Raw genomic sequence first — 23,745 nt, 5'->3', positions numbered from 1 at the left:
GTGGCCGGTGCTGCCGGCGGGCGTGGCCGCAACCACGCCCGCTGCAGGCATCAGCGGACCGGCATGCCCGGCTGTGCGCCGCTGTCGGCGTCCAGCAGCGCCAGTGCGCCGCCGTCGAAACCGGCCGACAGGATCATGCCTTCGCTCAGGCCGAAGCGCATCTTGCGCGGGGCCAGGTTGGCGATGAACACCACGCTGCGGCCAACCAGCGTTTCCGGCTCGCCGTAGCTGCCGCGGATGCCGGAGAAGATCTGGCGCTTGCCCAGCTCGCCGGCGTCCAGTTCGAAGCGCAGCAGCTTGTCCGAACCTTCCACGAACTCGCAGACCAGCACCTTGCCGATGCGCAGGTCGAGCTTGGCGAAATCGTCGATGCCGATGTAGGCCGGGGCGTCGGCGCTCTTTGCGTCGTCCTTGGCCGGGGCCGAGGCGGCCGGCTTGACCGCTTCGGTCTTGGCGGCGGGGGCGGCGGCAGCGGCCGGCTGCAGGGTGTCCTTGGAGGCGTCGATCATGGCGTCAATCTTCTTCGGGTCGATACGGGTGAACAGCGGGGTGTAGTCGGTGATGCGGTGGCCCAGCAGCGGCTGCGCCAGTTCGGTCCAGTCGTTGACCGGCGCGGCCAGGAAGGCCTCGGCCTGCGCGGCGGTGGCCGGCAGCACCGGCTTCAATGCGGTGACCAGCACGCGGAACAGGTTCAGGCCCTGGCTGCACACGGCCTGCAGCTGCGCGTCGGCGCCTTCCTGCTTGGCGATGACCCATGGCTTGACATCGTCGATGTAGCGGTTGGCTTCGTCGGCCAGGGTCATGGTCAGGCGGATCGCTGCGGCCGGGTCGTTGCGCTCGTAGGCTTCACGGATCGGCGCCAGGCCGTCGACGAAGCGCTGGTACTGCGCGGCATCAGGCAGCTGCGCGGCCAGCTGGCCGTCGAAGCGCTTGCTGATGAAGCCGGCGCAGCGGCTGGCCAGGTTGACGAACTTGCCGACCAGGTCGGCGTTGACGCGGGCGATGAAGTCACCCAGGTTCAGGTCGAGATCGTCGACGCCTCCGCCGGACTTGGCGGCGTAGTAGTAGCGCAGCGCTTCCGGTTCCAGGCCGGCGTCGAGGAAGGTGCGGGCCATCACGAAGGTGCCGCGCGACTTGCTCATCTTGGCGCCGTCCACGGTCAGGTAGCCGTTGACGTGCAGGCGGGTCGGCGCGCGGTGGCCGGTACCGTGCAGCACCGCCGGCCAGAACAGGCCGTGGAAGTTGACGATGTCCTTGCCGATGAAGTGGTGCAGCTCGGTGGCGGTACCGGCGCGCAGATGCGCTTCGAAGTCCTCGCCGATCCTGCCGCACAGAGTCTGGAAGCTGGACAGGTAGCCGATCGGCGCGTCCAGCCAGACGTAGAAGTACTTGCCCGGCTGGCCGGGAATCTGGAAACCGAAGTACGGTGCATCGCGCGAGATGTCCCACGCGCGCAGGCCACCTTCGGCATTGAGCCACTCACCGAGCTTGGCCTTCACGCCCGGCAGGGCGACGTCGCCGGCCAACCATTCGCGCAGGAACGCGTCGAAGTGGCCCACCTCGAAGAAGAAGTGCTCCGAATCGCGCATTTCCGGCGTGGCACCGGAGATCACCGAACGCGGTTCCTTCAGGTCGGTCGGCGCATAGGTCGCGCCACAGACTTCGCAGTTGTCGCCGTACTGGTCGGGGCTGCCGCAGTTCGGGCAGATGCCCTTGACGTAGCGGTCGGGCAGGAACATGCCCTTGGCCGGGTCGTAGAACTGCGCCACCGAACGGCGGCTGATGTGACCGGCCGCTTCCAGCTTCAGGTAGAACTGCTCGGTCAGCGCCTTGTTGGCCGCCGAATTGGTCGAGTCGTAGTGGTCGAAGGCCACGCCGAAGGCGGCGAAGTCACGTTCGTGGCTGGCCTGGATATTGGCGATGAAGGTTTCCGGGGTGACCCCGGCCTTCTCCGCGGCCAGCATGATCGGCGTGCCGTGGGTGTCGTCGGCGCAGACGAACCAGGCCTTGCCGCCGCTCATTCGCCGTGCACGCACCCAGATGTCGGCCTGGATGTAGCCGACCAGGTGGCCCAGGTGCAGCGGGCCGTTGGCGTAGGGCAGGGCGGTGGTGACGAGCGCGGTACGGGTCATGGTCGCGGGGTGAAGCCGAGGGGAACCGCAGAGTATCGCATGCCCGCAACGAGGTGACCCGGCCGGGGCCGGGTCACGGGGGTGAAGCAGGGGGGGGGGGCGCTTATTCGCGCTGCCAGGTCTGCGCGCGGCAGATGAAGGCGATGCAGCCGGATACGTCAAGCCTGGTTCCGCCGGGCTGCAGTTCCATCTTCGACTTGTAGGTCTTGCCATTGGCCGGATCGAGGATGGTGCCGCCGGACCACTTGTTGGCGCCGTCGGCCTTCAGGTTCCAGAGGATGGTCATGCCCTTCACCGGCTTGTTCTTGTTGGCGCCTTCACAGCCGTCGCAGACCGGGTTCGGGCCCTTGTCCGAGTGCAGGATGTCGACCACCTTGCCGGTCAGCGTGCCGTTGGCGGCCTGGGTGATCTCGACGATCGACTTCACCTTGCCGGTCTTGTCGTCGATGGTCTTCCAGCGGCCGGCGGCGCCATCGGCGGCCTGCGCCGAGAGCGCGGCCAGGCACAGCGGCAGTGCCAGCAGCAGGGTCTTGAAGGTCTTGCGCATGGTCCCCTCCCAGGGTTCATTCCGGCACGGTGCCGGTACGGGTCGACTGTATACCCATTCGGCGGGGTATGGGGAAGGGGGGGGCTTGCAGGGCTGCGCCCTGCACCTGCAGAGGCAACGGCAACAGCCGAAGCAACCGCAACAGCGAGCTATCCGTGGGATGGCGGGGCGGTGTGGGTGGGCAGGACACGCCGTAAACCCATCCATGGGGGCTCGATGGCGCCATCCATGGCGCCAACGGTCCTGCCCATCCACACCGCCCCACCTCTGACAGATTCCTGCGATCTGCCGGAATGGCACGGCCTGCTCTCGGTGGGTGTCGATCTTGGTCGACACGTAGATCCATGCCGTGCATGGATGAATCACGATTGAAAAACGCTCAACCGACTTCGTACAGCTCCAGCGGCAGGCCATCCGGATCGGCGAAGAAGGTGAAGCGGCGGCAGGTGTATTCGTCCACGCGGATCGGTTCGCAGGCGACGCCATGCGCGGCCAGGCGCTGGATGAAGGGTTCCAGTGCAGCCACCCGGAACGCGAGGTGGCGCAGGCCCTGGGCTTCGGGGCGGCTGGGGCGCGGTGGTGGTGAGGGGAAGGAGAACAGCTCCAGCTGGCCGCCGTCGGGCAGGGCCAGGTCCAGCTTCCAGGAGTCGCGCGCGGTGCGATGGTTCTCGGCCAGCACGCGCAGGCCGAGGATGCGCACGTAGAAGTCCTTCGAGCGTGCGTAGTCGCTGCAGATCAGCGCAGCGTGGTGGAAACCCAGCAGGGCGTCGGAACCGGGGGTCATTGCAGGATGTCCAGCCAGCGCTGGGCGATCTTCTGCGCCAGCGGATAGGGTTCGGGATCGTTGCGGTTGGTCAACACGATCACGGTCAGGTGCTTTTCCGGGTGGCGCACGATCACGTTGCGAAAGCCGATGCTCTCGCCGCTGTGCCATTGCACCGGGCCATTCAAGCGCCAACCGAAGCCGTAGTGCGGCACGTCGGCTTCGGGCGTCGATGTGGCCGGGCTGAACATCGCCCGGCGCGAGGCCTTCGACAGCAGGCGGTCGTCGTACAGCGACGCATCCCAGCGGGCGAGGTCGTCCAGCGAGGAATAGATCCCGCCGTCTCCCAGTACGGCGCTGGTGGTGCTCTGGTCGGTGCGCTGCCAGCGGCCGTCGATCCGGCTGTAGCCATAGGCGCGTGCGGCGACCGTGTCCACGCCGTCCTGGTGGGCCACGGTATGCGCCATGCCCAGCGGGCGGAAGATGCGCTCCTGCAGGAAGGTCGCGTAATCTTTCCCGGACGCGCGGCCGACGATCAGTGCCAACAGCGCGTAGCCGCTGTTGCTGTAGCGGTACTGCGTGCCGGGTGCGAAATTCAGCCGGTCCTCGTGCGACAGCAGGGTCAGCACGTCGGCGTCATGCACCTGCCGAGGGTCAGCCGGATCCATCAGGTCTTCGTAGTCGATCAGGCCGCTGGTATGCGAGAGCAGCTGGCGGATCGTGATGGCCGCCGCTGCCGGCGGCAGCTCGGGCAGCCACTGCCGGGCAGTCTGCTCCAGCCCGAGCCGGCCGTCTTCCACCTGCAGTAGCACCGCCGCGGCGGTGAACTGCTTGCTGACCGAGGCCAGCCGGAAGTTGCTTGCCGCGGTGACCGCGGTACCGTCTTCCACTACCGCCAGGCCGTAGCCGCGGCGGAACACCGGTTGCCCGTCGTGCAGTACCAGTACCGCAGCGCCGGGTACCTGACCGTCGTAGGCCTCCATCAGGCCGTCGATGCCCGCATCCGGTGGAGTCAGCACCGGTGCGGCGCCGCCCGCCACTGGCAGCAGGCCCAGCACGACGGCGAACAGGGCGACGGCAGGGCGCATGGCGGCTCCGGAGGGGTCAGGGTGAAGGGGCAGGTGTGGCGCTGGCGGGCTGCGCCATCCAGCGTTCCATCTTGCGGTCCAGCACGTCCAGCGGCATCGATCCGTCCTTCAGCAGTTCGGCGTGGAAGCGGCGCAGGTCGAAGGCGGCGCCCAGACGGCTCTTGGCCTTGTCGCGCAGGGCGACAATGGTGGTCAGGCCGGCCACGTTGGACAGCGCCTGGCCGGGCTGGGCCATGATCCGCTCGACTTCGGCGTTGGCGTCGTCACTGCTCATGTCCACGGTCTTCTGCAGGTAGGCCACGGCCTGCTGCTTGCTCCAGCCCTGGGCGTTCACGCCGGTGTCGGCCACCACGCGGGCAGCACGCAGCAGGCGCGAATACAGGTAGCCGATGCGGTCGTAGGGATCGGTGTAGATGCCGAGGTTCTCACCCAGCGTTTCGGCATACAGGCCCCAACCTTCGACGAAGGCGAGGTCGCCACCGAGGCGGCGGAAACGCGGCAGCTTGGCCAGCTCCTGCTGCAGTCCCAGCTGCACATGGTGGCCGGGGATTGCTTCATGCAGGTACTGCACCGGCACGTTCCAGCGCTTGCGGCTGGGCAGGTCGCGGGTGTTCACGTACAGCACGCCCGGTTGCCCGGCCGCAGACGGCTGGTAGGCCGCTGCTGCAGCCGTCAGCGCACGCTCCGGTTCCACTGCGCGCACGTCCAGCGTGGACTTGGGCAGGGTATCGAGCACCTGCGGCAGGCGTGCGTTGACCTGCTGCTGCACCTGGCGGTAGCGGTTGATCAATGCGTTGGCGTCACCGTACTGGAACTGGCGATCGTTGCGCATGCTGCGCAACAGCTTGGACGGCGTGCCACGCAGCTTGGCATCCTTCATCACGGTGGCGATCTGCGCCTGCAGCTCCTGCACGCGCTGTTCGCCCAGTGCGTGCAGCTGCGCCGCGGTCTGGTCGCTGGCAGTGGTCTGCACGATCAGGTTGGCGTACCAGGCCTGGCCATCGGGCAGTGCGCCCAGGCCGCTGCTGGCGCGCGTGGCCGGCAGGTATTCGGTGGCGATGAATCCGCGCAAAGCACGGTAGGCCGGCATGATGCGCAGCTCGATCATGCGCTTGTATTCGGCGCTGATGCGCGCCTTGTCCTCGGCCGCGATGGTGTTGGGCATGGTGCGGATCGGCGACCAGAAGATGCTCTCTTCAGCGGTTGGCTTGATCACCGCATCCAGCTGCGGCAGCACCTTCTCCATCAGGTCGCGCGGCTGCACCACGCCGGCCTTCATGCCCTGGCGCATGTTGTCGATGGCCTGGTCGAACAGTTCGGGAATGCCCAGCGAGCGGCGCGACCAGGTGTCGTAGTCCTGCACGGTGTTGAACGGCTGCGCGCCGGCGCCGGCACCGAGGATCGCCATGATGCTGCCGATGTTGTAGTACTGGCTGATCGGCATCATCCAGTTTGGATAGCGCTCGGCGGCCAGCGAGGCGCGCGCGTCGCGCACGAAGATCTCGTAGCTGAGCAGGTCCTGGCCCTGCAGGCCGTCGCTGCCGAGTTTCTCGACCTTGCCCAGCCACTCGGTGGTGAAGTCGTGCGATTGCTGGCGCCATGCGGCGGACAGGATGTTGGGCAGCTGGTCGTTGTAGCGGGCCTCGCCCTGGAAGGTTGCCTGCAGCGGATTCAACCGCATCGAGGCATCCCAGTACTCGTCGTACAGGCGCTCCAGCTGTACCTGCTTGGGCACGGCGCGGGCTGGTGCGACCGGACGCGGCGCGGCCCGGCGCGCCGAGCTGCCACGGGCCGGTGCGGTGGCACGGGCGGGCCTGGCCTTGGGCTTGGCGGCCTGGCGGGTCTGCGCAGCGGCAGGGCGGCTGGCCTTCTTCTTCGCTGCTTCGGCCGGCGGCACGGCACTGAACAGGAACAACGCGGCAATGGCAGCGGCCAGGACGCGGGGGGAATACGGCATCAAGAAGCTTCCGTGGAACACAGACCGTGGAGCTTGCACGATCCGGCCGCGTACGGCCAGCGTGAAGGCGCAGTCAGCTTGCCGTCGCTGGGGCTTCAGTCAGCCGCGGCGGCGGCCCGCAGCGCGGCCGCCCTGTCTGCGCCCAGATAGCGGGTGATCGCACGCCGCATCAGGTACAGCAGCGGAATCAAGGCAATCGCAAAACCCATCTTGTAGATGTAGTTGACGCTGCTGACGGCCAGGAACAGCGAGGTCGGCCAGTGCTGCGGGCCGAGCACGAAGGCGATCCAGATCACCACGAAGCTGTCCACCACCTGCGAGATCGCGGTGGATCCGGTCGCACGCAGCCACACGTGGCGCTCGCCGGTGGCCTGGCGGATGCGGTGGAACACTGCCACGTCGATCAGCTGGCCGAGCAGGAAGGCCACCAGCGAACCGGCGATGGTCCACATGCCCTGGCCGAACACGGCTGCGAACGCGGCCTGGTAATCGGGCACGCCGTGGCCATCCATCGACGTGACCCACCAGCTGGCCGGCGCCAGTGAAATGGCGGCGAAGGCGAACAGGAAGCCGTAGCCGATCAGCACCACCGCCAGCCACGAGATGAAGCGCACGCCGCGCTTGCCGAAAAACTCGTTGATGGTGTCGGTCATGATGAACACCACCGGCCACAGCAGGGTGCCGGCGGTGAAGCTGAGCGAGCCGGTCTGGCCGAACAGGTTCCAGTTCAGTGGAGCGATGCCGAGGGTGTCTTCCAGCGCGAAGATCTTCACCCCGATCAGCTCGGCCAGCACCGCATTGCCGCAGAAGAACGCGGCCAGCACGATGAACAGCAGGACCGCGCGGTCCTGCAGCGGGCGCTCGATCGGCGCCGGGGTCATTCGGTGCGTTCGCCGGTGCGTTCGCCGGCGCGGGTGAACGGCACGCTGGACGGCGCCACGGCTCCGCCGGAAATGATGAAGCTCATGGCCTGGTCGACGGTCCAGTCGGTCGGGGTCAGCAGTTCCACCGGCACGATTTCCAGGTAGCCCGAGGTCGGGTTCGGCGTGGTGGGCACGTACACCGCGGCCAGCTCACGGTCGGTGCCGTGTTCCTTGATCACGCGGGTGACCAGGCCGACCGATTTCATGTCGCGGTGCGGGAAGTCGATCAGCACCACGCGCTGGGTGCTGCCCGGCTCGGTCTGCAGCATGTCCAGCAGCTTCTTGGCACTGTCGTAGATGATGCTGGCCAGGGGGATGCGCTTGATGACCGCGCCGACCCAGCGCAGCAGGCGCTGGCCAAGCACGCGGCGACTGGCCACGCCCACCGCCAGGATCACCAGCAGGGTGGCCAGCAGGGCGATGGTGTCCTGGATCCACTCGGCGCGGACCCAGCCCAGATAGTGCGGGAAGCTGGTTGCGATCTGTTCGGACAGCGGCACCACCAGCGGGCTGGAAATACCCGACAGCAGCACGAACACGAACTTGACCACGACCCAGGTCAGCCAGATCGGCAGCAGGGTGAGCAGGCCGGTCAGGAACAGGCGCTGCAGGGAGGGGCGGGGGACCAGGGCGGGGGCTTCGAGCGACATGCGCGCATTGTAGCGGTCACTGCAGGTCGATTACGCTGGGAAATCGACTGCGGCAACGGCACATGGAAGGGAAGCTGTGTTGAAGATTCTGCGCGGACTGGGCTGGACCCTGGCAGGCCTGCTGGTGCTGGCCATCGTGGTGTGGTGCGCCTCGCGCATGTGGCCGGTACCCGAATCGCGGCTGCAGGCGCAGCAACGACTGGAAGCACGCCTGCCGGCGACCGGGCACAACGGTTATGCCTTGTTGTGGACGCTGCCATTCGACGACCTGGATGCCCAGCAGCGCGAGCAGGCGCTGGCCGAGGATGTACGGCGCTGGGAGGCCGACCCACACGGTGGAGGCGGCGGCCGGACACACCTGGTGGCCAACCATGCCGAGCTGCACTCGCGGCCCGGTGCCAGTTGCGGGCCGGCCGCCAGCGGCTGTCTCGTCCAGGTCCGCGCGGACCCGCAACGCTTCGTGGAGGCCCACGCCGGCCACCAGCAGTTGCATGCGCGGCTGGATCAGCTGGCCGAAGCGGACTACTTCGTGTCGCCGTTCCCGCCGAAGGGCGAGGGCATTCTGGTCCCGTTGCCGGCCTATGGCGTGGTGATGGACGCCACCAGCGCACGCGCGCTGGCGTACGTGCAGGGCGATATCGACGGTGCTCTGCGAGGTGCTTGCCGTGGCCTGCAGCTGGGCCGGCGGCTGGTGCCCGGCAGCAGTTATCTGGTCGAGAGCATCATCGGTGCCAGCCTGGTGCAGGCCAATGCCCAGCTGCTGGCCGACATGCTGGTTGAACTGCCTGCCGACCATCCGTTGCCAAGGGAATGCGAACAGGCGCTGCAGCCGCTGCGGGCCGAAGAGCAAAGCCTGTGCCGGGCAATGCAGGGCGAGTACGCGATGAGCCGGGCGGCGATCGAGACATCGGCGCGGGAGTTCGGCGGCGTGCTGGTGCTGGATCGCAGCAGCACCCGGGCCCGCGCGGCCGGCAATCTCGGCTGGGCCTGTGGCGCGGCAGCCACAGCGGCACTGGAAGTGGATCGCCCGTTGCCAGTGCCGGCGCCACCGCAGCATGACTTCGGTTGCCTGTCGAACGTCATGGGCTGCGTGCTGACCGATATCGCCGCGCCGATCTATCCTGCCTATTCGTCACGGCCACAGGATGCTGCGGCGATGGTGCGGCTGCTGGGGGCGCAGCGTTGGCTGCGGCAGCAGACGGATGATCCGGTGCACGCCCTGCAGCGGCTGCCGGCGCAGTTCCGCTCGCCGGTGCGGTCGCCGCAGCTGTCCGCCGATGGCCACCATCTGCAGGTGCCGCGTCGTTCGCCGCCGCGTGGCAACGCTGAGAGCCCGTGGTTGTCCGTACCGTTGGTGGCCGGCGCCGGCGCAACCGCCGCTGCCCGCGACTGAGCCGTGGCTCAGTCGGTGCCGGCCTGCGGATCGAATGCCCAGCCATCGCCGACCGTCTGCAGCGTCCAGCGACGGGTGCCGCGCAGTGGCTGCCAGCGCACGCTGTCCTTGTCGTTGTCGATGCTGCCTTCGACGCGCCTTACCTTGCGCGTGGAGAAGTTCACGCTCAGCGATTCGGTCTTTCCGGAATTGCGCATCACCGAATCCTGGTCGTAGCCGATCAGCGCGAACGCGCCGTCCTGCCAGCGGAAAGTGAAGGCGGTGGTACCCATCGACCAGCTTCCGGCGCTGGCGAATGAAAACAGCGCGACCTTCAACGTGCCACGCTGGATGCTGACACCCCCTTCTTCAAGCGGATCGCTCATCACCGGGTTCTCCGGGCGCGGAATCAGCTGATGGTCCTGCACCGCCAGCACATAGCCGGTTGGCCGTGACCACGCCACGGCGAGAATGCGCGGGTTGCTGTCATGCGGGGACGGGCCGAAGCCGTCGTGTTCGATGACGTTGCGCGGGTCCTGCTGGCGCAGTACCAGGACCAGATCAGCGCGGCCATCCTGGTCGAGATCGCCTTCGATGCTGGATTCAAGCGTCCAGCCGTTGGGCACGAAGCCGGCGGCAGTGGCAGCCTGTGCCGGCAGCGTCGGGTACTGCACCGGCGGCAGGTCCAGCGCATGGGCCGCGCACGGCAGGGTGCTCAGCAGTGCAGCAAGGGTGTACGGGCGCATCGGGGCCTCCATGGCAGAGGCCAGAGGATAGCGCCCAAGCGATGATCAGCGTGCGTGTGGCTTCAACCGCAGGTAGACCTGCTTGCGCACCTGGGCGACCACCTCGCCACTCTCATCGATCACGTCGTTGCTGAACCAGCGCAGCACCTTCTCGCCACTGGCCGCTTCGGCGCGCAGTTCGTCCAGCAGCGCGTCGTCGATGCGGAACGACGTCCGCACGATGCCACGGCCCGGCTTGAGGAAGTCGATGGCGCCGGCGCGGTCCCACACGTAGTAGTCGCGGCCGAGGATGTGCAGCAGGCCGAGCATCCAGAACGGATCGGTCATCGCGAACAGGCTGCCACCGAAGTGGGTACCGACGTAGTTGCGGTTCCATGGTCGCAGGCGCAGTTCGACATCGATCTGCCGGTAGTCCGGCGTGATGCGGGTGACGTGGATGCCGGTGAACAGGAACGGCGGCCAGAGATTGATGCCAAAGCGGAACAGGCGGGCGTTCATGCGGATCCGGGAGCGCAGGGCGAGGCGCCCAGTCTAACCATTCGCATGCGTATGTTGCACCCAGGGCGGCGAGGGTCATGCCTCGCCGTCGATCACATACCCGTCGCGGCCGTTGGCCTTGGCCTGGTACAACGCGGTGTCGGCGCCTTCGACGAAATGGTGCGGTTGCAGCGTGCCGTCGGGTACGCGGGTGAACACGCCGATGGTGAGGGTGACGCCTGCTTCGCCGCCGTCACCGGGCGCCGGCAGTGCACGCACGCAGGCGATCAGGTCCTCGATGACCTGGCGTGCGCCTTCGGCCGGGGTATCCGGCAGCACCAGTGCGAACTCATCGCCACCGTAGCGCGCGGCCATGTCGCGTGGACGTCGCGCATGTGCACCGATCAGGCGCGCGACATCGCGCAGCACGCGGTCACCGACCTGATGCCCGTGGCGGTCGTTGTGGCGCTTGAAATGGTCAACGTCGATCAGCGCGAGGCTCAGGGATTTGCCACTGCGTCGCGCGGCATCGCATTCCTGTTGCAGCGACTGCTCGAAACGCAGGCGATTGCCGAGACCGGTCAGCGCATCGCGATTGGCCAGGCGGTGCCAGGCCGAGACTCGCCAGATCGCCCAGGCCAGCAGCACCAGCAGGATGCCCAGCATTGCGCTGGCCGGTGCCCACCACAGGTCACCGGCGCGCAACAGCAACCAGCTCAGCAGCGGTGGAAGCGGCAGCGAGCACAGCGCAGCAAGCCATGGCAGGCGCAGGCCGAGCAGGATCACGCACAGCGCCACCAGCACGCCGCTGATGGCGTGCTGCCAGAGGCGGGGCAGCAGATCGATCTGCTTGTGCTGCAGCAGCATCGACGCGATGTTGGCCTGGTACTCACTGCCGCTCATCCAGAACTCGCGGGTGGTCGGGGTCAGCAGCCGCGGTGCGATGCCGCTGGCGGTCATGCCTACCACGATGCGGCGACCATGCAGCATCGCCATGTCCACGTGACCATCCAGCACGTCGGCATAGGACACCTGTGGCAGGCGCTCGGGCGGCCCGGCATAGCGCACGCGCACGTAGTCGTTGCGCCGCCATTGGTAGGGCGAACCGATCTGCGGATCAGGGTCGGGCAGGCCGTGCACCGCGCCCGGCGGCAGGGCGGCCAGCGCCAGGCCCAGTGCCGGCCAGTGAGCCTGGCCGATGCCCGCATGCAGATACACACCGCGCGCGACGCCATCGCCATCCACTTCCACGTCGGTATGGCCGATCGCCGCGGCACTGGCCGCGATCTGCGGAATCGGCAGCATTTCCTCGGCCATGCGGTCGCCGGCGGCCGGCGCCGCGAGTACCGGCAGCACCACCCGGCCATTGCGGCGGATCGCTGCGGCCAGTTCATCGTCCTGGCGGCTGTCGCGTCGATCAGGTTCGGACAGCATCAGGTCCAGTGCGACGCGCTCGGCACCGGCGTCGGTCAGCCGGTCCAGCAGGCGGGCATGGATCGAGCGGGGCCAGGGCCATTGGCCGATGCGCTGCAGGCTGCCCTCGTCGATGGCCACGATCAGCACGCTGGGGTCGGGGCGGTAGTCCCAGTTGCCGACCATGGCGTCATAGGCGGCTTCGTCCTGCCGCCACAGCCACTGGCCCTGGCTGGCGATCACCGTCAGTACGCCGGCCAGCAGTGCCAGCAGGATCCGCTTCGACCACGGCAGCGGCGAGCGCCTCATAACAACAGCAACAGCAGCAGGGCGCCACCACCGGCGCCGTAGCACAGGCGGCAGGGCAGCTTGATCTGCTGGGCCGGTGAGTACTCGCCCGCATGACCGTCGTCGTCGATGTACTGCACACGCACATGCAGGGTGCCGCTCCACGGCCGCTTGAAGCTGACCTGCGGCTCACTCACGGTCTGGTCGACCAGGGGCGTCCTGAAGTCGCCACGACGGTCCACCTGCACCCGGTACTGCTGGCCTTCGCTGCCGGCCTGCCAGCGCAGGGTCAGCTCGCCATGCGCGGCTTCAGGCGGCTGCAGGGCAGGGTCGACCGGTTCATTGCTCAGTTGCAGGGGCAGGGCCTGGCCGTAACGGCCCTGGTGGCCGTTGCCATCGCGCGACGCCACCCGCCAGAAGTACTCGCCGGGCGGCAGCGGCTGCGCCAGGCGCAGGTCGGTGCCTTGGGTGCTCTGTTCCTGCAGCGGCTGCACGAAGCTCGGCTCGGCGGCGATCTGCAGCACGCTGCTGCGCGCGCCCGGCGCCTGGCTCCAACGGAAGCGCGGGCGGTCGCTGTTGACGGTCTGCCCATGCAGGGGGGTCACGGTGAGCGGCGGCGGGGGCTGGTCGCTGAGTTCGAAATCGGCGCTGGCGTCGAGGCCTTCCACGCCCTGCGCATCCACGGCGCGCAACAGGATGCGCAACTGGCCGGGGGGCAGGTCACCGATCGCCAGCCGGGTGTCGGCAGTGGTGGCGGCAAACAGCAGGATTTCCGGCGTCGCTGCCTGCACCACTTCCACACGGTAGCGCGCGGCGCCGTCGACGGGGTCCCAGGCGAGCAGGGTCGGCAGGGGCGCCAGGCGCACATCGTCGCTGCGCAGCTGCGGCGCGGGAAGAAGGGCGGAGACAGCGTCCGGTGCGGCATCGGCGCTGATGCTGCGGCTGGCCTGTCCAGGCAGGACCAGGCGTTTGCCGTGGGTGTTGCCGACCTGCACCTTGCCCTGCAGTACCTCGGTGGCAGCGACGTGGCCGGTGTCACCGGCGCTGACCCGGAATACGGTACCGCGCACGCTGCTGGTCGCCGTAGGTGCATCGATGATGTAGCGCGAGGCCGGGCCACGGGCAGGTGTCACCCGGTTGCTCGCGCGGCCCTGCTGCAGGCGCAGGCGGGTATCGACCATGCCGGTGTGGCCGTAGCGGCTGAGCTGGTCCAGGCGCAGCCGGGAATACTCGCGCAGCTGCAGGCGCGAGGCGTCGGCGAATTCAAGCGTGACGCTGGAGTCGCCTTCGGTCTGCACGGTGTCACCAATGCGAAGTTGTTCCCCGGCGAGTATCGCGCGCGTGGCGCTGCCATCGGCGCCGGACAATTCCACCTTGCCGCGCACCGACAGCACCCGGGCAGGTGCCGGTTCGATGCGCAGCCAGCTGATCGGGAAGCGCAGCAGCTGGCCCGGCGGCAGCTGGTAGGGGTTGTCGATGCGGTTGTGCTGTTGCAGCTGCTGCCAGCGCACCGAGGGCTTGAGGTACAGGCCTCCCAGATCCCACAGGGTATCGCCGGGACGGACCCGGTAGTTCCAGTCCTGGGCGGCGGCGATGGCCGGCAGGAAGAGAAGAGCGCAGAGCAGCGCGCCCTGGAAGCGCATGGCGAACGACAGCGAGCGGACGAAGGTCACAGTTTGCAATCCCGGCAATGCGGGGGCGCAGCTGCAAGACCCCATGGCCCCGACCTCATCCCCCCGAACGGATCGTGGCGGCCGTACGGCCGCCATCCCGCGCATTATTGCCCGCGTTCAGTGCAGGGATTCTGAACGAAGTGGGTTTCCGTTCAGAACAGCAGGGAGGCCATCCGGCGGCGGTACTGGCCGACCAGGTCCTCGTCGGAGATCACATTGAAGGCGTCGATCAGGGCCTTGCGCGGCAGTCCGTCCTCGAACGTGCGGTCGATCCGCAGCATTTCCAGGAACTGGGCCAGCGCGGCTTCGTCGTGGCCACCGAGCAGCAGCTGTACGCCGCGCAGGTGGCGTGCCTTGAGGTCCTTGCCATCGGTGGCGATGCGGGCGTCCAGCACTTCAGCGGCCGGGGCGTCCTTCAGGGCCGAGGCGAAGGCCAGCCGGGCGCGTGCACGCACAGCCCGGTCGTCGGTGGACAGGTTGGCGGGCAGGCCGTCAATCAGCAGGCTGGCTTCATCGACGCCACCGATCTGCAGCAGGGCCAGCGCCAGGTCGAGTTTCAGCTCGTCCTTGTCCGGCTCGGCGGCGATCTGCGCGCGCAGTACGTCTACCTGCGCCTGCGGGTCCAGCGGGGCTTCATCTTCGGCGACGGCGTCGCCGATGTCGGCCGGCACGATGCCGTGCTGGGCCAGGAACTCACGCAGTTGGCCTTCCGGGATGGCCCCTGGGAAGCCGTCCACCAGCTGGCCGCCCTTGACCAGGAACACGGTCGGCACCGAGCGGATCTGGAAGGCGGCGGCGATCTGCTGTTCCTTGTCGACGTCGACCTTGGCCAGTTCGAAGGCGCCGTTGTACTCGGCAGCCAGCTTTTCCAGCATCGGCCCCAGAGTCTTGCACGGCCCGCACCAGGTGGCCCAGAAGTCGACCAGCACCGGCGTCTGCAGCGACTTCTGCAGGACTTCGGCCTCGAAGGTCGCAGTGGTGGCGTCGAATACGTAGGTCGTCTCGGTCATGGGGGGAAGCATCGTTTGGCGTCTGGAGACCGATTCTATGGTGACGATCGATGCCGGTCTCAACCCGGGTTGTAGTAAATGCCTGACAATGCAGGCTTCCTGTCGCCGTTCTTTCCGGAGCCTGCATGTCGTCCCTGTCCCCGTTGCTGCGCCTGTCCGGCCTGTCCGGCCTGGTCGCCGCGCTGCTGTTCGTGCTGGCGGTGCTCGGTTTCGGTGCCGGCCTGGACGGCTACGCGCAGGCCCGCCACCCGGTAGCGCTGCTGGGGGCACAGGGGGTGCCGCATGCGCTGGCCTTCAATCTGCTGGGCTTCGTGCTGCCGGGGCTGCTTGCGGTGGTTGTGGCCGAGTGCCTGCGCCGCAGGCTGCCGGCAACCGCCGGCTGGGCGCCGCGGGTGGGCAGCCAGATGCTGCTGCTGGCCGGGTTGGCGTTCGCCGCGATGGGGTTGCTGCCGCTGGATGTGGACGACCTGCACGGGCCGGCCAGCCAGCTGCATGCCAGCGCCTGGATGATCTGGGTGCTGGGTTTTGTCGCCGGGACCTTGTTGCTGGGCACGTCGCAGGTGCGCCAGGCGCATGGGCGCGCGCTGGGCGCCGTGGCGCTCGCCTGTGGTGTGCTGGCCGCGCTGGCGGCGTTTGCCCTGCAGGGCGTGCTGCCGGCGCCGCTGGCACAACGGCTTGCGTTCGCCTGCTGGGCGGTCTGGCTGGCCTTGGCGCTGCCACTGTCGCGACCGCGCTGAGACCGGCGCCGGACGCCCGCGGCGCCGGCATCCGGCAGGCAGGATTGGAGACGTTTGCCGCACTGCGGTACGCTGTACCGCTTTGCCGCCGCAACCGCGTGTTCCATGACCAGCGCTGAAACCAACGCCTACGACCCGCAGCAGGTTGAATCCGACGCCCAGCAGTACTGGGACGCCACCCGTGCCTTCGAGGTCGACGAGACTTCGGACAAGCCGAAGTACTACTGCCTGTCGATGCTTCCGTACCCGTCCGGTGCGCTGCACATGGGCCACGTGCGCAATTACACGATTGGCGACGTGATCAGCCGCTACAAGCGCATGACGGGTCATAACGTGCTGCAGCCGATGGGCTGGGACGCGTTCGGCCTGCCGGCGGAAAACGCCGCGATCAAGAACAAGACCGCGCCGGCGGCGTGGACCTACAAGAACATCGACCACATGCGCAGCCAGCTGAAGTCGCTGGGCTATGCCATCGACTGGTCGCGCGAGTTCGCCACCTGCCGCCCGGACTATTACGTCCACGAGCAGCGCATGTTCACCCGCCTGATGCGCAAGGGCCTGGCCTACCGCCGCAACGCGGTGGTGAACTGGGATCCGGTCGACCAGACCGTGCTGGCCAACGAGCAGGTCATCGATGGCCGCGGCTGGCGCTCCGGCGCCCTGGTCGAGAAGCGCGAGATCCCGCAGTGGTTCCTGCGCATCACCGATTACGCCCAGGAACTGCTGGACGGCCTGGACGAGCTGGACGGCTGGCCGGAATCGGTCAAGACCATGCAGCGCAACTGGATCGGCCGCTCCGAGGGCCTGGAAATCCAGTTCGACGTGCGTGATGTAGACGGCGGCATGCTGGATCCGCTGCGCGTGTTCACCACCCGCCCGGACACGGTGATGGGCGTGACCTTCGTGTCGATCGCCGCCGAACATCCGCTGGCGCTGCATGCGGCGAAGAACAACCCGGAACTGGCCACGATGCTGGCCGACCTGAAGCAGGGCGGTGTGTCCGAGGCCGAGCTGGAAACCCAGGAAAAGCGCGGCATGGACACCGGCCTGCGTGCGCTGCATCCGGTCACCGGCGAGCCGGTACCGGTGTGGGTCGCCAACTTCGTGCTGATGGGCTACGGCACCGGTGCGGTGATGGCCGTGCCGGGGCATGACCAGCGCGACAACGAAGTGGCCAACAAGTATGGCCTGCCGATCAAGCAGGTGATCGCGCTGAAGGATGCGCGCACCGAAGAAGAGCGCACCTGGGATGGCAGCCGCTGGCAGGACTGGTACAGCGACAAGAGCCGTGCCTTCGAGCTGGTCAACTCGGCCGAGTTCGATGGCCTGGATTTCCAGGGCGCCTTCGAAGCCCTGGCCGAACGATTCGAGCGCAAGGCCCAGGGCCAGCGCCGCGTCAACTACCGCCTGCGCGACTGGGGCGTGAGCCGCCAGCGCTACTGGGGCTGCCCGATTCCGGTGATCTACTGCGCCAAGTGCGGTGCGGTGCCGGTGCCGGAAGAACAGCTGCCGGTGGTGCTGCCGGAGGACGTGGCGTTCTCGGGTACCGGTTCGCCGATCAAGACCGATCCGGAATGGCGCAAGACCACCTGCCCGGACTGCGGCGGTGCGGCCGAGCGCGAGACCGATACCTTCGACACCTTCATGGAGTCGAGCTGGTACTACGCCCGCTACACCTCGCCGGGTGCCCGTGACGCGGTCGACAAGCGCGGCAACTACTGGCTGCCGGTCGACCAGTACATCGGTGGCATCGAGCACGCGATCCTGCACCTGATGTATTTCCGCTTCTACCACAAGCTGCTGCGCGACGCGCGGATGGTGGACAGCAACGAGCCCGCGCGCAACCTGCTGTGCCAGGGCATGGTGATTGCCGAGACCTACTACCGCCCGAACCCGGACGGCTCGAAGGACTGGATCAACCCGGCCGATGTGGACGTGCAGCGTGACGAGCGCGGCCGCATCACCGGCGCCACCCTGATCGCCGACGGCCAGCCGGTGGTGGTCGGTGGCACCGAGAAGATGTCCAAGTCGAAGAACAACGGCGTGGACCCGCAGGCGATGGTCGACAAGTACGGCGCCGACACCGTGCGCCTGTTCTCGATGTTCGCCGCGCCGCCGGAACAGTCGCTGGAGTGGAACGAAGCCGGCGTGGATGGCATGGCCCGCTTCCTGCGCCGCCTGTGGGCCCAGGTGCAGAAGCATGCTGCCGACGGTGCCGCTCCGGCACTGGATGTTGCAGCACTGGATGCCAACCAGAAGGCACTGCGCCGCAAGACCCACGAGACCATCGGCAAGGTCGGTGACGACTATGGCCGCCGCCACAGCTTCAACACCGCCATTGCCGCGGTGATGGAACTGATGAACGCGCTGGCCAAGTTCGAGGACGGCAGTGCGCAGGGGCGTGCGGTGCGCCAGGAAGCGCTGCAGGCCGTCGTGCTGCTGCTCAACCCGATTACCCCGCATGCCAGCCATGCCCTGTGGCAGGTGCTGGGCCACGGCGAGACCCTGCTGGAAGACCAGCCGTTCCCGCAGGCCGATGCCGGTGCGCTGGTGCGCGACGCGCTGACCCTGGCCGTGCAGGTCAACGGCAAGCTGCGGGGCACCATCGACGTGGCGGCCGACGCCGCGCGCGAGCAGGTCGAGGCACTGGCCCTGGCCGAGCCCAACGCGGCCAAGTTCATGGAAGGCCTGACGGTGCGCAAGATCATCATCGTGCCCGGCAAAATCGTGAACATCGTCGCCGCCTGATGTACCCCGCACCGGCCACCCGTATGGTGGCCGGTGCCATTCCGGTGCAGGGCCAAGCGTTTGATGGCCCTGCATTCACGCGGCTTCGGGCACGCTGTGTGTTGCCGTGATCGCCCGGCTCCGCCAGACTGTCTCCATGACCCGAATCCTGCTTGCCCTCGTTCTTGTCCTCGGCCTTGCCGGCTGCGGTTTCCATCTGCGCAACAAGCTGATGCTGCCGACCGACACGGCACCGGTGAAGGTGGTTTCCACTGCGCCGTACAGCGAACTGGTCAAGCTGCTCAACCGCAGCCTGCTGGCGTCCGGCGCAAGGCTGGCCGATGAGGACAGCAAGGAACCCAGTACCCAGCTGCAGGTGCTGTCCGAACGCTGGGGCGACCTGCCGATCGCCATCGACTCGCAGGGCCGTGCGCAGGAATACAGCCTGCGCTACGCGGTGATCTTCATCTTCCGTCGCGAAGACGGCAGCGAGCTGGTGCCACAGCAGGTGATCGAGCTGTCGCGCGACTACGTGTCACCGCCGACCGACGCCACCGGTACCACCACCGAACGTGAAATCCTGGCCAATGAACTGCGCCGGGAAATGTCCGCCTCGATCATCCGCCGCATCGACAGCGTGGTGCGTGCCGAGATCGAGAAGGGCGGCAGCCTGTCGGCGCCGAAGGACAAGCCGGTTGAAGGCGTGGAGCCGGCCGGGCCGGTTCCCGCAGCCAAGCGCTGAGTCGCGACGATGGAACTGCGTCCGGAGCAGCTGGCCAGCCAGGGCGCTGATACCGCGCTGGCGCCGGTCTACCTGATTGCCGGCCCGGAAACCCTGCGCGTGCTTGAGGCGGCCGACGCCATCCGCGCGCGCGCGCGCGCCGCCGGCATCGGCGAGCGGGAAGTGTTCGATGCCGATGGCCGTGATTTCGACTGGAACCAGCTCGACGCCAGCTTCAACGCGCCCAGCCTGTTCAGCGCCCGCCGCCTGGTCGAGGTGCGCCTGCCCAGCGGCAAGCCGGGCAAGGACGGGGCCGAGGTGATCAGCCAGTTCTGCGCCAATCCGGCGCCGGACGTGGTGCTGATGATTACCGCCAACGAATGGAGCAAGGCCCACCAGGGCAAGTGGGCCGAGGCGGTCAACCGCATCGGCGTGCTGTCGGTGGCCTGGGCGATCAAGCCGCACGAATTGCCGGACTGGATCGAGCGCCGCCTGCGTGGCAAGGGCCTGCGCGCGGACCCGGCCGCCGTGCAGCGCCTGGCCGAGCGGGTGGAAGGCAATCTGCTGGCTGCCGCCCAGGAAATCGACAAGCTGGCGCTGTTGGCCGACGGCCAGCCGCTGGACGTGGAACGGATGGAATCGCTGGTGGCCGACGCCGCGCGCTATGACGTGTTCCGGCTGGTGGAGGCGACGTTCTCCGGGCAACCGCCGGCGGTGCTGCGCATGCTGGCCGGCCTGCGCGGCGAGGGTGAGGCGGTGGCTGCACTGATGCCGATGGTGATCCGCGAACTGCTGGCGGGTGCAGGCCTGGCCCGGGTGCAGGCCCGTGGCGGCAACCTGGCCGCCGAAATGAAATCGCGCGGCATCTGGGAGTCGCGGCAGGCGCCGTACAAGCGCGCGCTGCAGCGGCATCCGGAAAGCAAGCGCTGGGAGCGCTTCGTGGCCGAAGCCGGGCTGGTCGACCGCATCGCCAAGGGGCGCGCCGACGGTGATGCCTGGCTGGCGCTGGAGCGCCTGCTGGTGGCCGTGGCCGAACCGCGTGCCGTGCGCCTGCTGGCGCGGGCCTGAGCAATGAGCCTGCGGATCTATTACGGGGGCACCTTTGATCCGGTGCACCTCGGGCACCTGGCGATCGCGCGGGCTGCCCGCGACGAACTGCAGGTTGCCGTGCGCATGCTGCCGGCGGCCGACCCGCCGCACCGAGCGGTGCCCGGTGCCACTGCCGAACAGCGCTGCAGCATGCTGTCTCTGGCCATCGGCGACGAACCGGGTCTGCTGCTGGACCGTCGCGAGCTGGACCGTGCAGCGCGTTTCCCCGGTCGGCCGTCCTACACCGTGGACACCCTGCGCGAGCTGCGTGGCGAGCTGGGTCCGAGCCGGCCGCTGGCCTGGCTGGTCGGCGCCGACAGCCTGCTTGGCCTGTCCCGCTGGCACGAGTGGGAGGCGCTGTTCGGGCTGGCTCATTTCGTGGTGGCGGAGCGCCCGGGCAGCCCGTTGCAGGCTGCGGTGGATGGAGAGCTGGGCCGGGCGCTGGAAGGGCGCTGGGCCGACACCGAGCAGGCCCTGTTCGCCAGCCCGGCCGGGCGCATCCTGCGCCTGCACCACCCGCTGCGCGAGGAGTCGGCCAGCGCCGTGCGTTCGCAGATCGCCGGCGGCGGCCCCTGGCGCGCCCTGCTGCCACCCGGCGTGGCGGACTATGTGGCTGCACACGGGCTGTACCGCCCGGCCACAGCGTGAATGGCGTAGCGGCGCCATCCCCGTATAATCGCCCCCACGTTTATCGAGTCGATCCACTTTGAGCAACCAGACCCAGCCCCAGACCATCAAGGTCGATCTGCCCAGCCCGCCGCCGTCCGTGCCGGAACTGCTGGCCAGCGTCCGTCAAGCCACCGAAGACCTGAAGGCCAAGGACCTGGTCGAGATCGACGTGCGCGGCCGGTCCAGCGTTGCCGACTACATGATTGTCGTTTCGGGCACCTCGACCCGCCACGTCAAGTCGATTGCCGATGAAGTGGTGCGCTTCGCCAAGAACATCGACGTGATGCCGCTGGGCGTGGAAGGCGAGCGCGAAGCCGAGTGGGTGCTGGTCGATCTGGGCGACGTGATCGTCCACGTGATGCTGCCGCGCGTGCGTGAGTTCTACGCTCTCGAGCGCCTGTGGACCGTCGGCGACCAGCCGCCGTCCAGCGACGACGAAGTGGCCTGAGCCGCACGTTGACGCATCCCCTCGACGGCGCCGATGGCGCCGTCGACGTTTTGGAGGACCGTTGATGAAAGCCCGTCTGATCGCCACCGGTGAACGCGCGCCCAGCTGGGTGGCGCAGGGCTTCGCCGAATACCAGAAGCGGTTGTCGCATTGGCTGCCGTTCGAGCTGGTGGAAATCGAGCCCGGCCTGCGCGGCAAAGGCCGTGATCCGCGCCGCGCCACTGAAGATGAAGGCAAGCGGGTGATCGCTGCGCTGCCGAAGAATGCCTATGTGGTGGCGCTGGATGTGCCGGGTCGCCAGCTCAGTTCCGAACAGCTGGCACAGCGCCTGGAACACTGGCGCGGGCAGGGCAGGGACCTGGCGTTCCTGATCGGTGGTCCGGAAGGGCATTCGCCGGAAGTATCCGCGCTGGCCGACGAGAAGTGGTCGATCGGACCGCTGACGCTGCCGCACATGCTGGTACGCCTGGTGGTGGCCGAGCAGCTGTATCGAGCTGCCGCAATGATTGCCAATCACCCCTACCATCGCGCGTGAAGAGTGGTTATACTAGTCGTCTGCCCGAATAGCTCAGCCGGTTAGAGCACTTGACTGTTAATCAGGGGGTCGTTGGTTCGAGTCCAACTTCGGGCGCCACCTTGAGAAACCTGCATCGCGAGATGCAGGTTTTTTTTTGCGTCTTTGTGGAGTCGAGCTTGCTCGACTGCTGTTGTGGAGCCGAGCCGTGCTCGGCTGCCTGTGCGAAGCCGAGCGTGGGCTCGGCTCTACAGCGCCAGCGCTCCTCGCCAGAACGCCACCATCGTGGCGATCGCCACGATCAGGATCGCACCGAACAGCACCCATTCCCATCGCGTGAATACCTGTTCGCCGCGTTGGCGCCGGGTCAGTGCGAACAACACCACACCGGGCACGTACAGCAATACCGACAGCAGCAGGTTGTCCAGGCCACCGGCATACACCAGCCACAGCGCATACGCACTGGCCAGCAGTGCTACTCCGAAATCACGCCAGCGCACACCCGGCTCACCGGCATAGGCCTGCCCGCGCCAAGCCAGCTGCACGCCGAATGCCGTGGACAGGAAGTAGGGCACCAGGCTCATCGACGCGGCCAGCAGCACCAGCCCGGTGTAGCTGCCGGAACTGACCAGCACCAGCAGCAGGAACAACTGGATCAGGCCGTTGCTCAACCACAGTGCATTGGCCGGCACGCCGCGCGCGTTCTCACGGCCCAGGAAGGCGGGCATGGTGCCGTCACCTGCGGCGGCATAGAGCACTTCGGCGCACAGCAGCACCCAGGCCAACAATGCACCGAGAACGGAGATGATCGAGCCGATGATGATCACCGTCGCGCCCCATTCGCCGACAATGGCGCGCAGCACATAGGCCATCGACGGATTGGGCAGTCCGGCCAGTTCCGCCTGCGACAGCACGCCCATCGACAACAGGCTGACCAGCACCAGCAGCAGCCACACGCCAAGGAAGCCGATCACCGTGGCGCGACCCACGTCGGCGCGGCGTGCCGCGCGCCGCGAATAGATGCTGGCGCCTTCGATGCCGATGAACACCCACACGGTCACCAGCATCATGCCGCGCAGCTGCTGGCCAAGGTCGCCGAGTGCAGGCGTGCCGAGGAAATCGGCGCGGAACACGTCCATGCGGAACGCGCCGGTGGCCAGGATCAGGAACAGCGCGATCGGCAGCAGCTTGGCCACGGTCACCAGGCCGTTGACGATGGCTGCAGTACGCAGGCCGCGCAGCACCAACACATGCACCGTCCACAACAGCAATGACGATGCGGCCACGGCGGCCGGGGTATTGCCTTCGCCGAACACGGGCATGAAGTGGCCAAGGCCGCTGAAGATCAGCACGAAGAAGCTGGCGTTGCCGAGCACCGAGGCAACCCAGTAACCCCACGCAGCGGAGAAGCCGATGTAATTGCCGAAGCCCTCGCGCGCGTATGCGTAGATGCCGGTATCGAGATCCGGTCGACGGTTGGCCAGCGCCTGGAACACGAACGCCAGCATCAGCATGCCCGCGCCGCTCACCGCCCAGCCGATCAGCGCGGCGGCCGGACCGGCGCTGCGCGCTACGTTCTGTGGTAATGAAAAGATACCGGCGCCGACCATCGAGCCGACCACCAGTGCAGTCAACGCGGGCAGGCCCAAGCGCTGCGATGTCGCGGCCATGGAGATCCCCTGCGGCGGTGATGCCGCGTGCACACGGTAGCCCTGTGCCCGTGAACATGCCTGCAAGGGGCAGAACGACGAAGGCCCGGGCAGTTGCCCGGGCCTTCGAAGTTGCTGCGTTGAAGCGTGTT

21 protein-coding genes and 1 tRNA gene are annotated in these 23,745 nt (G+C 67.8%); 9 read left to right on the top strand and 13 right to left on the bottom strand.

The window, feature by feature from the left end; all coding sequences use genetic code 11:
* Positions 1–50: 50 nt before the first annotated feature.
* The 7 genes from metG to M1L61_RS16195 all read right to left on the bottom strand — a co-directional run bounded on the left by metG (position 51) and on the right by M1L61_RS16195 (position 8,060).
* Positions 51–2,132: a methionine--tRNA ligase gene (gene metG / locus M1L61_RS16225; RefSeq protein ID WP_010482901.1), complete on the bottom strand. Its 2,082-nt coding sequence runs from the start codon at positions 2,130–2,132 to the stop codon at positions 51–53.
* Positions 2,133–2,235: 103 nt separating this feature from the next.
* The gene (locus tag M1L61_RS16220) at positions 2,236–2,679 is read right to left on the bottom strand and encodes a DUF2147 domain-containing protein (RefSeq protein WP_049426799.1); all 444 of its coding nucleotides are present in this window, start codon (positions 2,677–2,679) and stop codon (positions 2,236–2,238) included.
* Between the two features lie 379 nt (positions 2,680–3,058).
* Positions 3,059–3,463: a VOC family protein gene (locus M1L61_RS16215; protein ID WP_248853780.1), complete on the bottom strand. Its 405-nt coding sequence runs from the start codon at positions 3,461–3,463 to the stop codon at positions 3,059–3,061.
* Positions 3,460–4,530 carry a serine hydrolase domain-containing protein gene (locus M1L61_RS16210; protein WP_248853779.1) on the bottom strand — a complete coding sequence of 357 codons (1,071 nt, stop codon included), beginning with the start codon at positions 4,528–4,530 and terminating at the stop codon, positions 3,460–3,462. The genes M1L61_RS16215 and M1L61_RS16210 overlap by 4 nt, the downstream gene beginning before the upstream one ends.
* A gap of 16 nt (positions 4,531–4,546) precedes the next feature.
* On the bottom strand, positions 4,547–6,487 hold the full coding sequence (locus M1L61_RS16205; RefSeq protein ID WP_248853778.1) for a DUF885 family protein: 1,941 nt from the start codon (positions 6,485–6,487) through the stop codon (positions 4,547–4,549).
* A 95-nt stretch (positions 6,488–6,582) separates the two neighbouring features.
* Positions 6,583–7,368 (bottom strand): queuosine precursor transporter, encoded by a 786-nt coding sequence (locus M1L61_RS16200; protein ID WP_010482923.1) that lies wholly within the window; start codon positions 7,366–7,368, stop codon positions 6,583–6,585.
* Complete coding sequence (locus M1L61_RS16195; RefSeq protein WP_005414135.1) at positions 7,365–8,060, bottom strand: DUF502 domain-containing protein; 696 nt, start codon at positions 8,058–8,060, stop codon at positions 7,365–7,367. The genes M1L61_RS16200 and M1L61_RS16195 overlap by 4 nt, the downstream gene beginning before the upstream one ends.
* 76 nt (positions 8,061–8,136) lie before the next feature.
* Between M1L61_RS16195 and M1L61_RS16190 the strand changes: the two genes are divergently transcribed.
* Positions 8,137–9,453, top strand: a complete 1,317-nt coding sequence (locus tag M1L61_RS16190; RefSeq protein WP_248853777.1) for a hypothetical protein — start codon at positions 8,137–8,139, stop codon at positions 9,451–9,453.
* An 8-nt stretch (positions 9,454–9,461) separates the two neighbouring features.
* On the opposite strand, the gene M1L61_RS16185 is transcribed toward M1L61_RS16190, so the two are convergent.
* The 5 genes from M1L61_RS16185 to trxA all read right to left on the bottom strand — a co-directional run bounded on the left by M1L61_RS16185 (position 9,462) and on the right by trxA (position 15,039).
* On the bottom strand, positions 9,462–10,178 hold the full coding sequence (locus M1L61_RS16185; RefSeq protein WP_010482927.1) for a hypothetical protein: 717 nt from the start codon (positions 10,176–10,178) through the stop codon (positions 9,462–9,464).
* A 45-nt stretch (positions 10,179–10,223) separates the two neighbouring features.
* Positions 10,224–10,676: a DUF4442 domain-containing protein gene (locus M1L61_RS16180; protein WP_010482929.1), complete on the bottom strand. Its 453-nt coding sequence runs from the start codon at positions 10,674–10,676 to the stop codon at positions 10,224–10,226.
* A 75-nt stretch (positions 10,677–10,751) separates the two neighbouring features.
* Positions 10,752–12,377, bottom strand: a complete 1,626-nt coding sequence (locus M1L61_RS16175; protein WP_010482931.1) for a CHASE2 domain-containing protein — start codon at positions 12,375–12,377, stop codon at positions 10,752–10,754.
* The gene (locus M1L61_RS16170) at positions 12,374–14,074 is read right to left on the bottom strand and encodes a FecR domain-containing protein (RefSeq protein WP_029379847.1); all 1,701 of its coding nucleotides are present in this window, start codon (positions 14,072–14,074) and stop codon (positions 12,374–12,376) included. The genes M1L61_RS16175 and M1L61_RS16170 overlap by 4 nt, the downstream gene beginning before the upstream one ends.
* 107 nt (positions 14,075–14,181) lie before the next feature.
* Positions 14,182–15,039 (bottom strand): thioredoxin, encoded by an 858-nt coding sequence (gene trxA / locus M1L61_RS16165; protein ID WP_019336992.1) that lies wholly within the window; start codon positions 15,037–15,039, stop codon positions 14,182–14,184.
* A gap of 125 nt (positions 15,040–15,164) precedes the next feature.
* Between trxA and M1L61_RS16160 the strand changes: the two genes are divergently transcribed.
* From M1L61_RS16160 to M1L61_RS16125, 8 genes are all read left to right on the top strand, one after another.
* A complete protein-coding gene (locus M1L61_RS16160; RefSeq protein ID WP_010482937.1) occupies positions 15,165–15,776 on the top strand; it encodes a DUF998 domain-containing protein in 612 nt (203 codons plus the stop codon).
* A 105-nt stretch (positions 15,777–15,881) separates the two neighbouring features.
* Positions 15,882–18,524, top strand: coding sequence for a leucine--tRNA ligase (gene leuS / locus M1L61_RS16155; protein ID WP_248853776.1), 2,643 nt, complete (start codon positions 15,882–15,884; stop codon positions 18,522–18,524).
* A gap of 136 nt (positions 18,525–18,660) precedes the next feature.
* Positions 18,661–19,245, top strand: coding sequence for an LPS assembly lipoprotein LptE (gene lptE, locus M1L61_RS16150; RefSeq protein ID WP_191863395.1), 585 nt, complete (start codon positions 18,661–18,663; stop codon positions 19,243–19,245).
* A gap of 9 nt (positions 19,246–19,254) precedes the next feature.
* A complete protein-coding gene (gene holA, locus M1L61_RS16145) occupies positions 19,255–20,292 on the top strand; it encodes a DNA polymerase III subunit delta (RefSeq protein ID WP_043402706.1) in 1,038 nt (345 codons plus the stop codon).
* A 3-nt stretch (positions 20,293–20,295) separates the two neighbouring features.
* Complete coding sequence (gene nadD, locus M1L61_RS16140) at positions 20,296–20,961, top strand: nicotinate-nucleotide adenylyltransferase (protein WP_171955189.1); 666 nt, start codon at positions 20,296–20,298, stop codon at positions 20,959–20,961.
* A 58-nt stretch (positions 20,962–21,019) separates the two neighbouring features.
* The gene (gene rsfS / locus M1L61_RS16135; RefSeq protein ID WP_005418109.1) at positions 21,020–21,430 is read left to right on the top strand and encodes a ribosome silencing factor; all 411 of its coding nucleotides are present in this window, start codon (positions 21,020–21,022) and stop codon (positions 21,428–21,430) included.
* Between the two features lie 64 nt (positions 21,431–21,494).
* Positions 21,495–21,965: a 23S rRNA (pseudouridine(1915)-N(3))-methyltransferase RlmH gene (rlmH, locus tag M1L61_RS16130; protein ID WP_005418108.1), complete on the top strand. Its 471-nt coding sequence runs from the start codon at positions 21,495–21,497 to the stop codon at positions 21,963–21,965.
* Between the two features lie 22 nt (positions 21,966–21,987).
* Positions 21,988–22,064: transfer RNA gene (locus M1L61_RS16125), tRNA-Asn, on the top strand.
* A 128-nt stretch (positions 22,065–22,192) separates the two neighbouring features.
* On the opposite strand, the gene M1L61_RS16120 is transcribed toward M1L61_RS16125, so the two are convergent.
* Complete coding sequence (locus tag M1L61_RS16120; RefSeq protein WP_248853775.1) at positions 22,193–23,614, bottom strand: basic amino acid/polyamine antiporter; 1,422 nt, start codon at positions 23,612–23,614, stop codon at positions 22,193–22,195.
* Between the last annotated feature and the right edge of the window lie 131 nt (positions 23,615–23,745).

Source organism: Stenotrophomonas sp. NY11291 (assembly GCF_023277365.1).
Classification (GTDB): Bacteria; Pseudomonadota; Gammaproteobacteria; order Xanthomonadales; family Xanthomonadaceae; genus Stenotrophomonas; species Stenotrophomonas geniculata.
This window is presented reverse-complemented; position numbering and strand designations above follow the sequence as displayed.

Bases quoted from the DNA above. Each gene is read 5' to 3' on its own strand.
- trxA (WP_019336992.1), bottom strand. From the start codon at position 15,039: ATGACCGAGACGACCTACGTATTCGACGCCACCACTGCGACCTTCGAG.
- nadD (WP_171955189.1), top strand. From the start codon at position 20,296: ATGAGCCTGCGGATCTATTACGGGGGCACCTTTGATCCGGTGCACCTC.
- M1L61_RS16120 (WP_248853775.1), bottom strand. From the start codon at position 23,614: ATGGCCGCGACATCGCAGCGCTTGGGCCTGCCCGCGTTGACTGCACTG.
- M1L61_RS16185 (WP_010482927.1), bottom strand. From the start codon at position 10,178: ATGCGCCCGTACACCCTTGCTGCACTGCTGAGCACCCTGCCGTGCGCG.
- leuS (WP_248853776.1), top strand. From the start codon at position 15,882: ATGACCAGCGCTGAAACCAACGCCTACGACCCGCAGCAGGTTGAATCC.
- M1L61_RS16160 (WP_010482937.1), top strand. From the start codon at position 15,165: ATGTCGTCCCTGTCCCCGTTGCTGCGCCTGTCCGGCCTGTCCGGCCTG.
- M1L61_RS16180 (WP_010482929.1), bottom strand. From the start codon at position 10,676: ATGAACGCCCGCCTGTTCCGCTTTGGCATCAATCTCTGGCCGCCGTTC.
- rlmH (WP_005418108.1), top strand. From the start codon at position 21,495: ATGAAAGCCCGTCTGATCGCCACCGGTGAACGCGCGCCCAGCTGGGTG.
- M1L61_RS16170 (WP_029379847.1), bottom strand. From the start codon at position 14,074: ATGGGGTCTTGCAGCTGCGCCCCCGCATTGCCGGGATTGCAAACTGTG.
- metG (WP_010482901.1), bottom strand. From the start codon at position 2,132: ATGACCCGTACCGCGCTCGTCACCACCGCCCTGCCCTACGCCAACGGC.
- M1L61_RS16175 (WP_010482931.1), bottom strand. From the start codon at position 12,377: ATGAGGCGCTCGCCGCTGCCGTGGTCGAAGCGGATCCTGCTGGCACTG.
- M1L61_RS16205 (WP_248853778.1), bottom strand. From the start codon at position 6,487: ATGCCGTATTCCCCCCGCGTCCTGGCCGCTGCCATTGCCGCGTTGTTC.
- M1L61_RS16200 (WP_010482923.1), bottom strand. From the start codon at position 7,368: ATGACCCCGGCGCCGATCGAGCGCCCGCTGCAGGACCGCGCGGTCCTG.
- holA (WP_043402706.1), top strand. From the start codon at position 19,255: ATGGAACTGCGTCCGGAGCAGCTGGCCAGCCAGGGCGCTGATACCGCG.
- M1L61_RS16210 (WP_248853779.1), bottom strand. From the start codon at position 4,530: ATGCGCCCTGCCGTCGCCCTGTTCGCCGTCGTGCTGGGCCTGCTGCCA.
- M1L61_RS16220 (WP_049426799.1), bottom strand. From the start codon at position 2,679: ATGCGCAAGACCTTCAAGACCCTGCTGCTGGCACTGCCGCTGTGCCTG.
- M1L61_RS16215 (WP_248853780.1), bottom strand. From the start codon at position 3,463: ATGACCCCCGGTTCCGACGCCCTGCTGGGTTTCCACCACGCTGCGCTG.
- M1L61_RS16195 (WP_005414135.1), bottom strand. From the start codon at position 8,060: ATGTCGCTCGAAGCCCCCGCCCTGGTCCCCCGCCCCTCCCTGCAGCGC.
- lptE (WP_191863395.1), top strand. From the start codon at position 18,661: ATGACCCGAATCCTGCTTGCCCTCGTTCTTGTCCTCGGCCTTGCCGGC.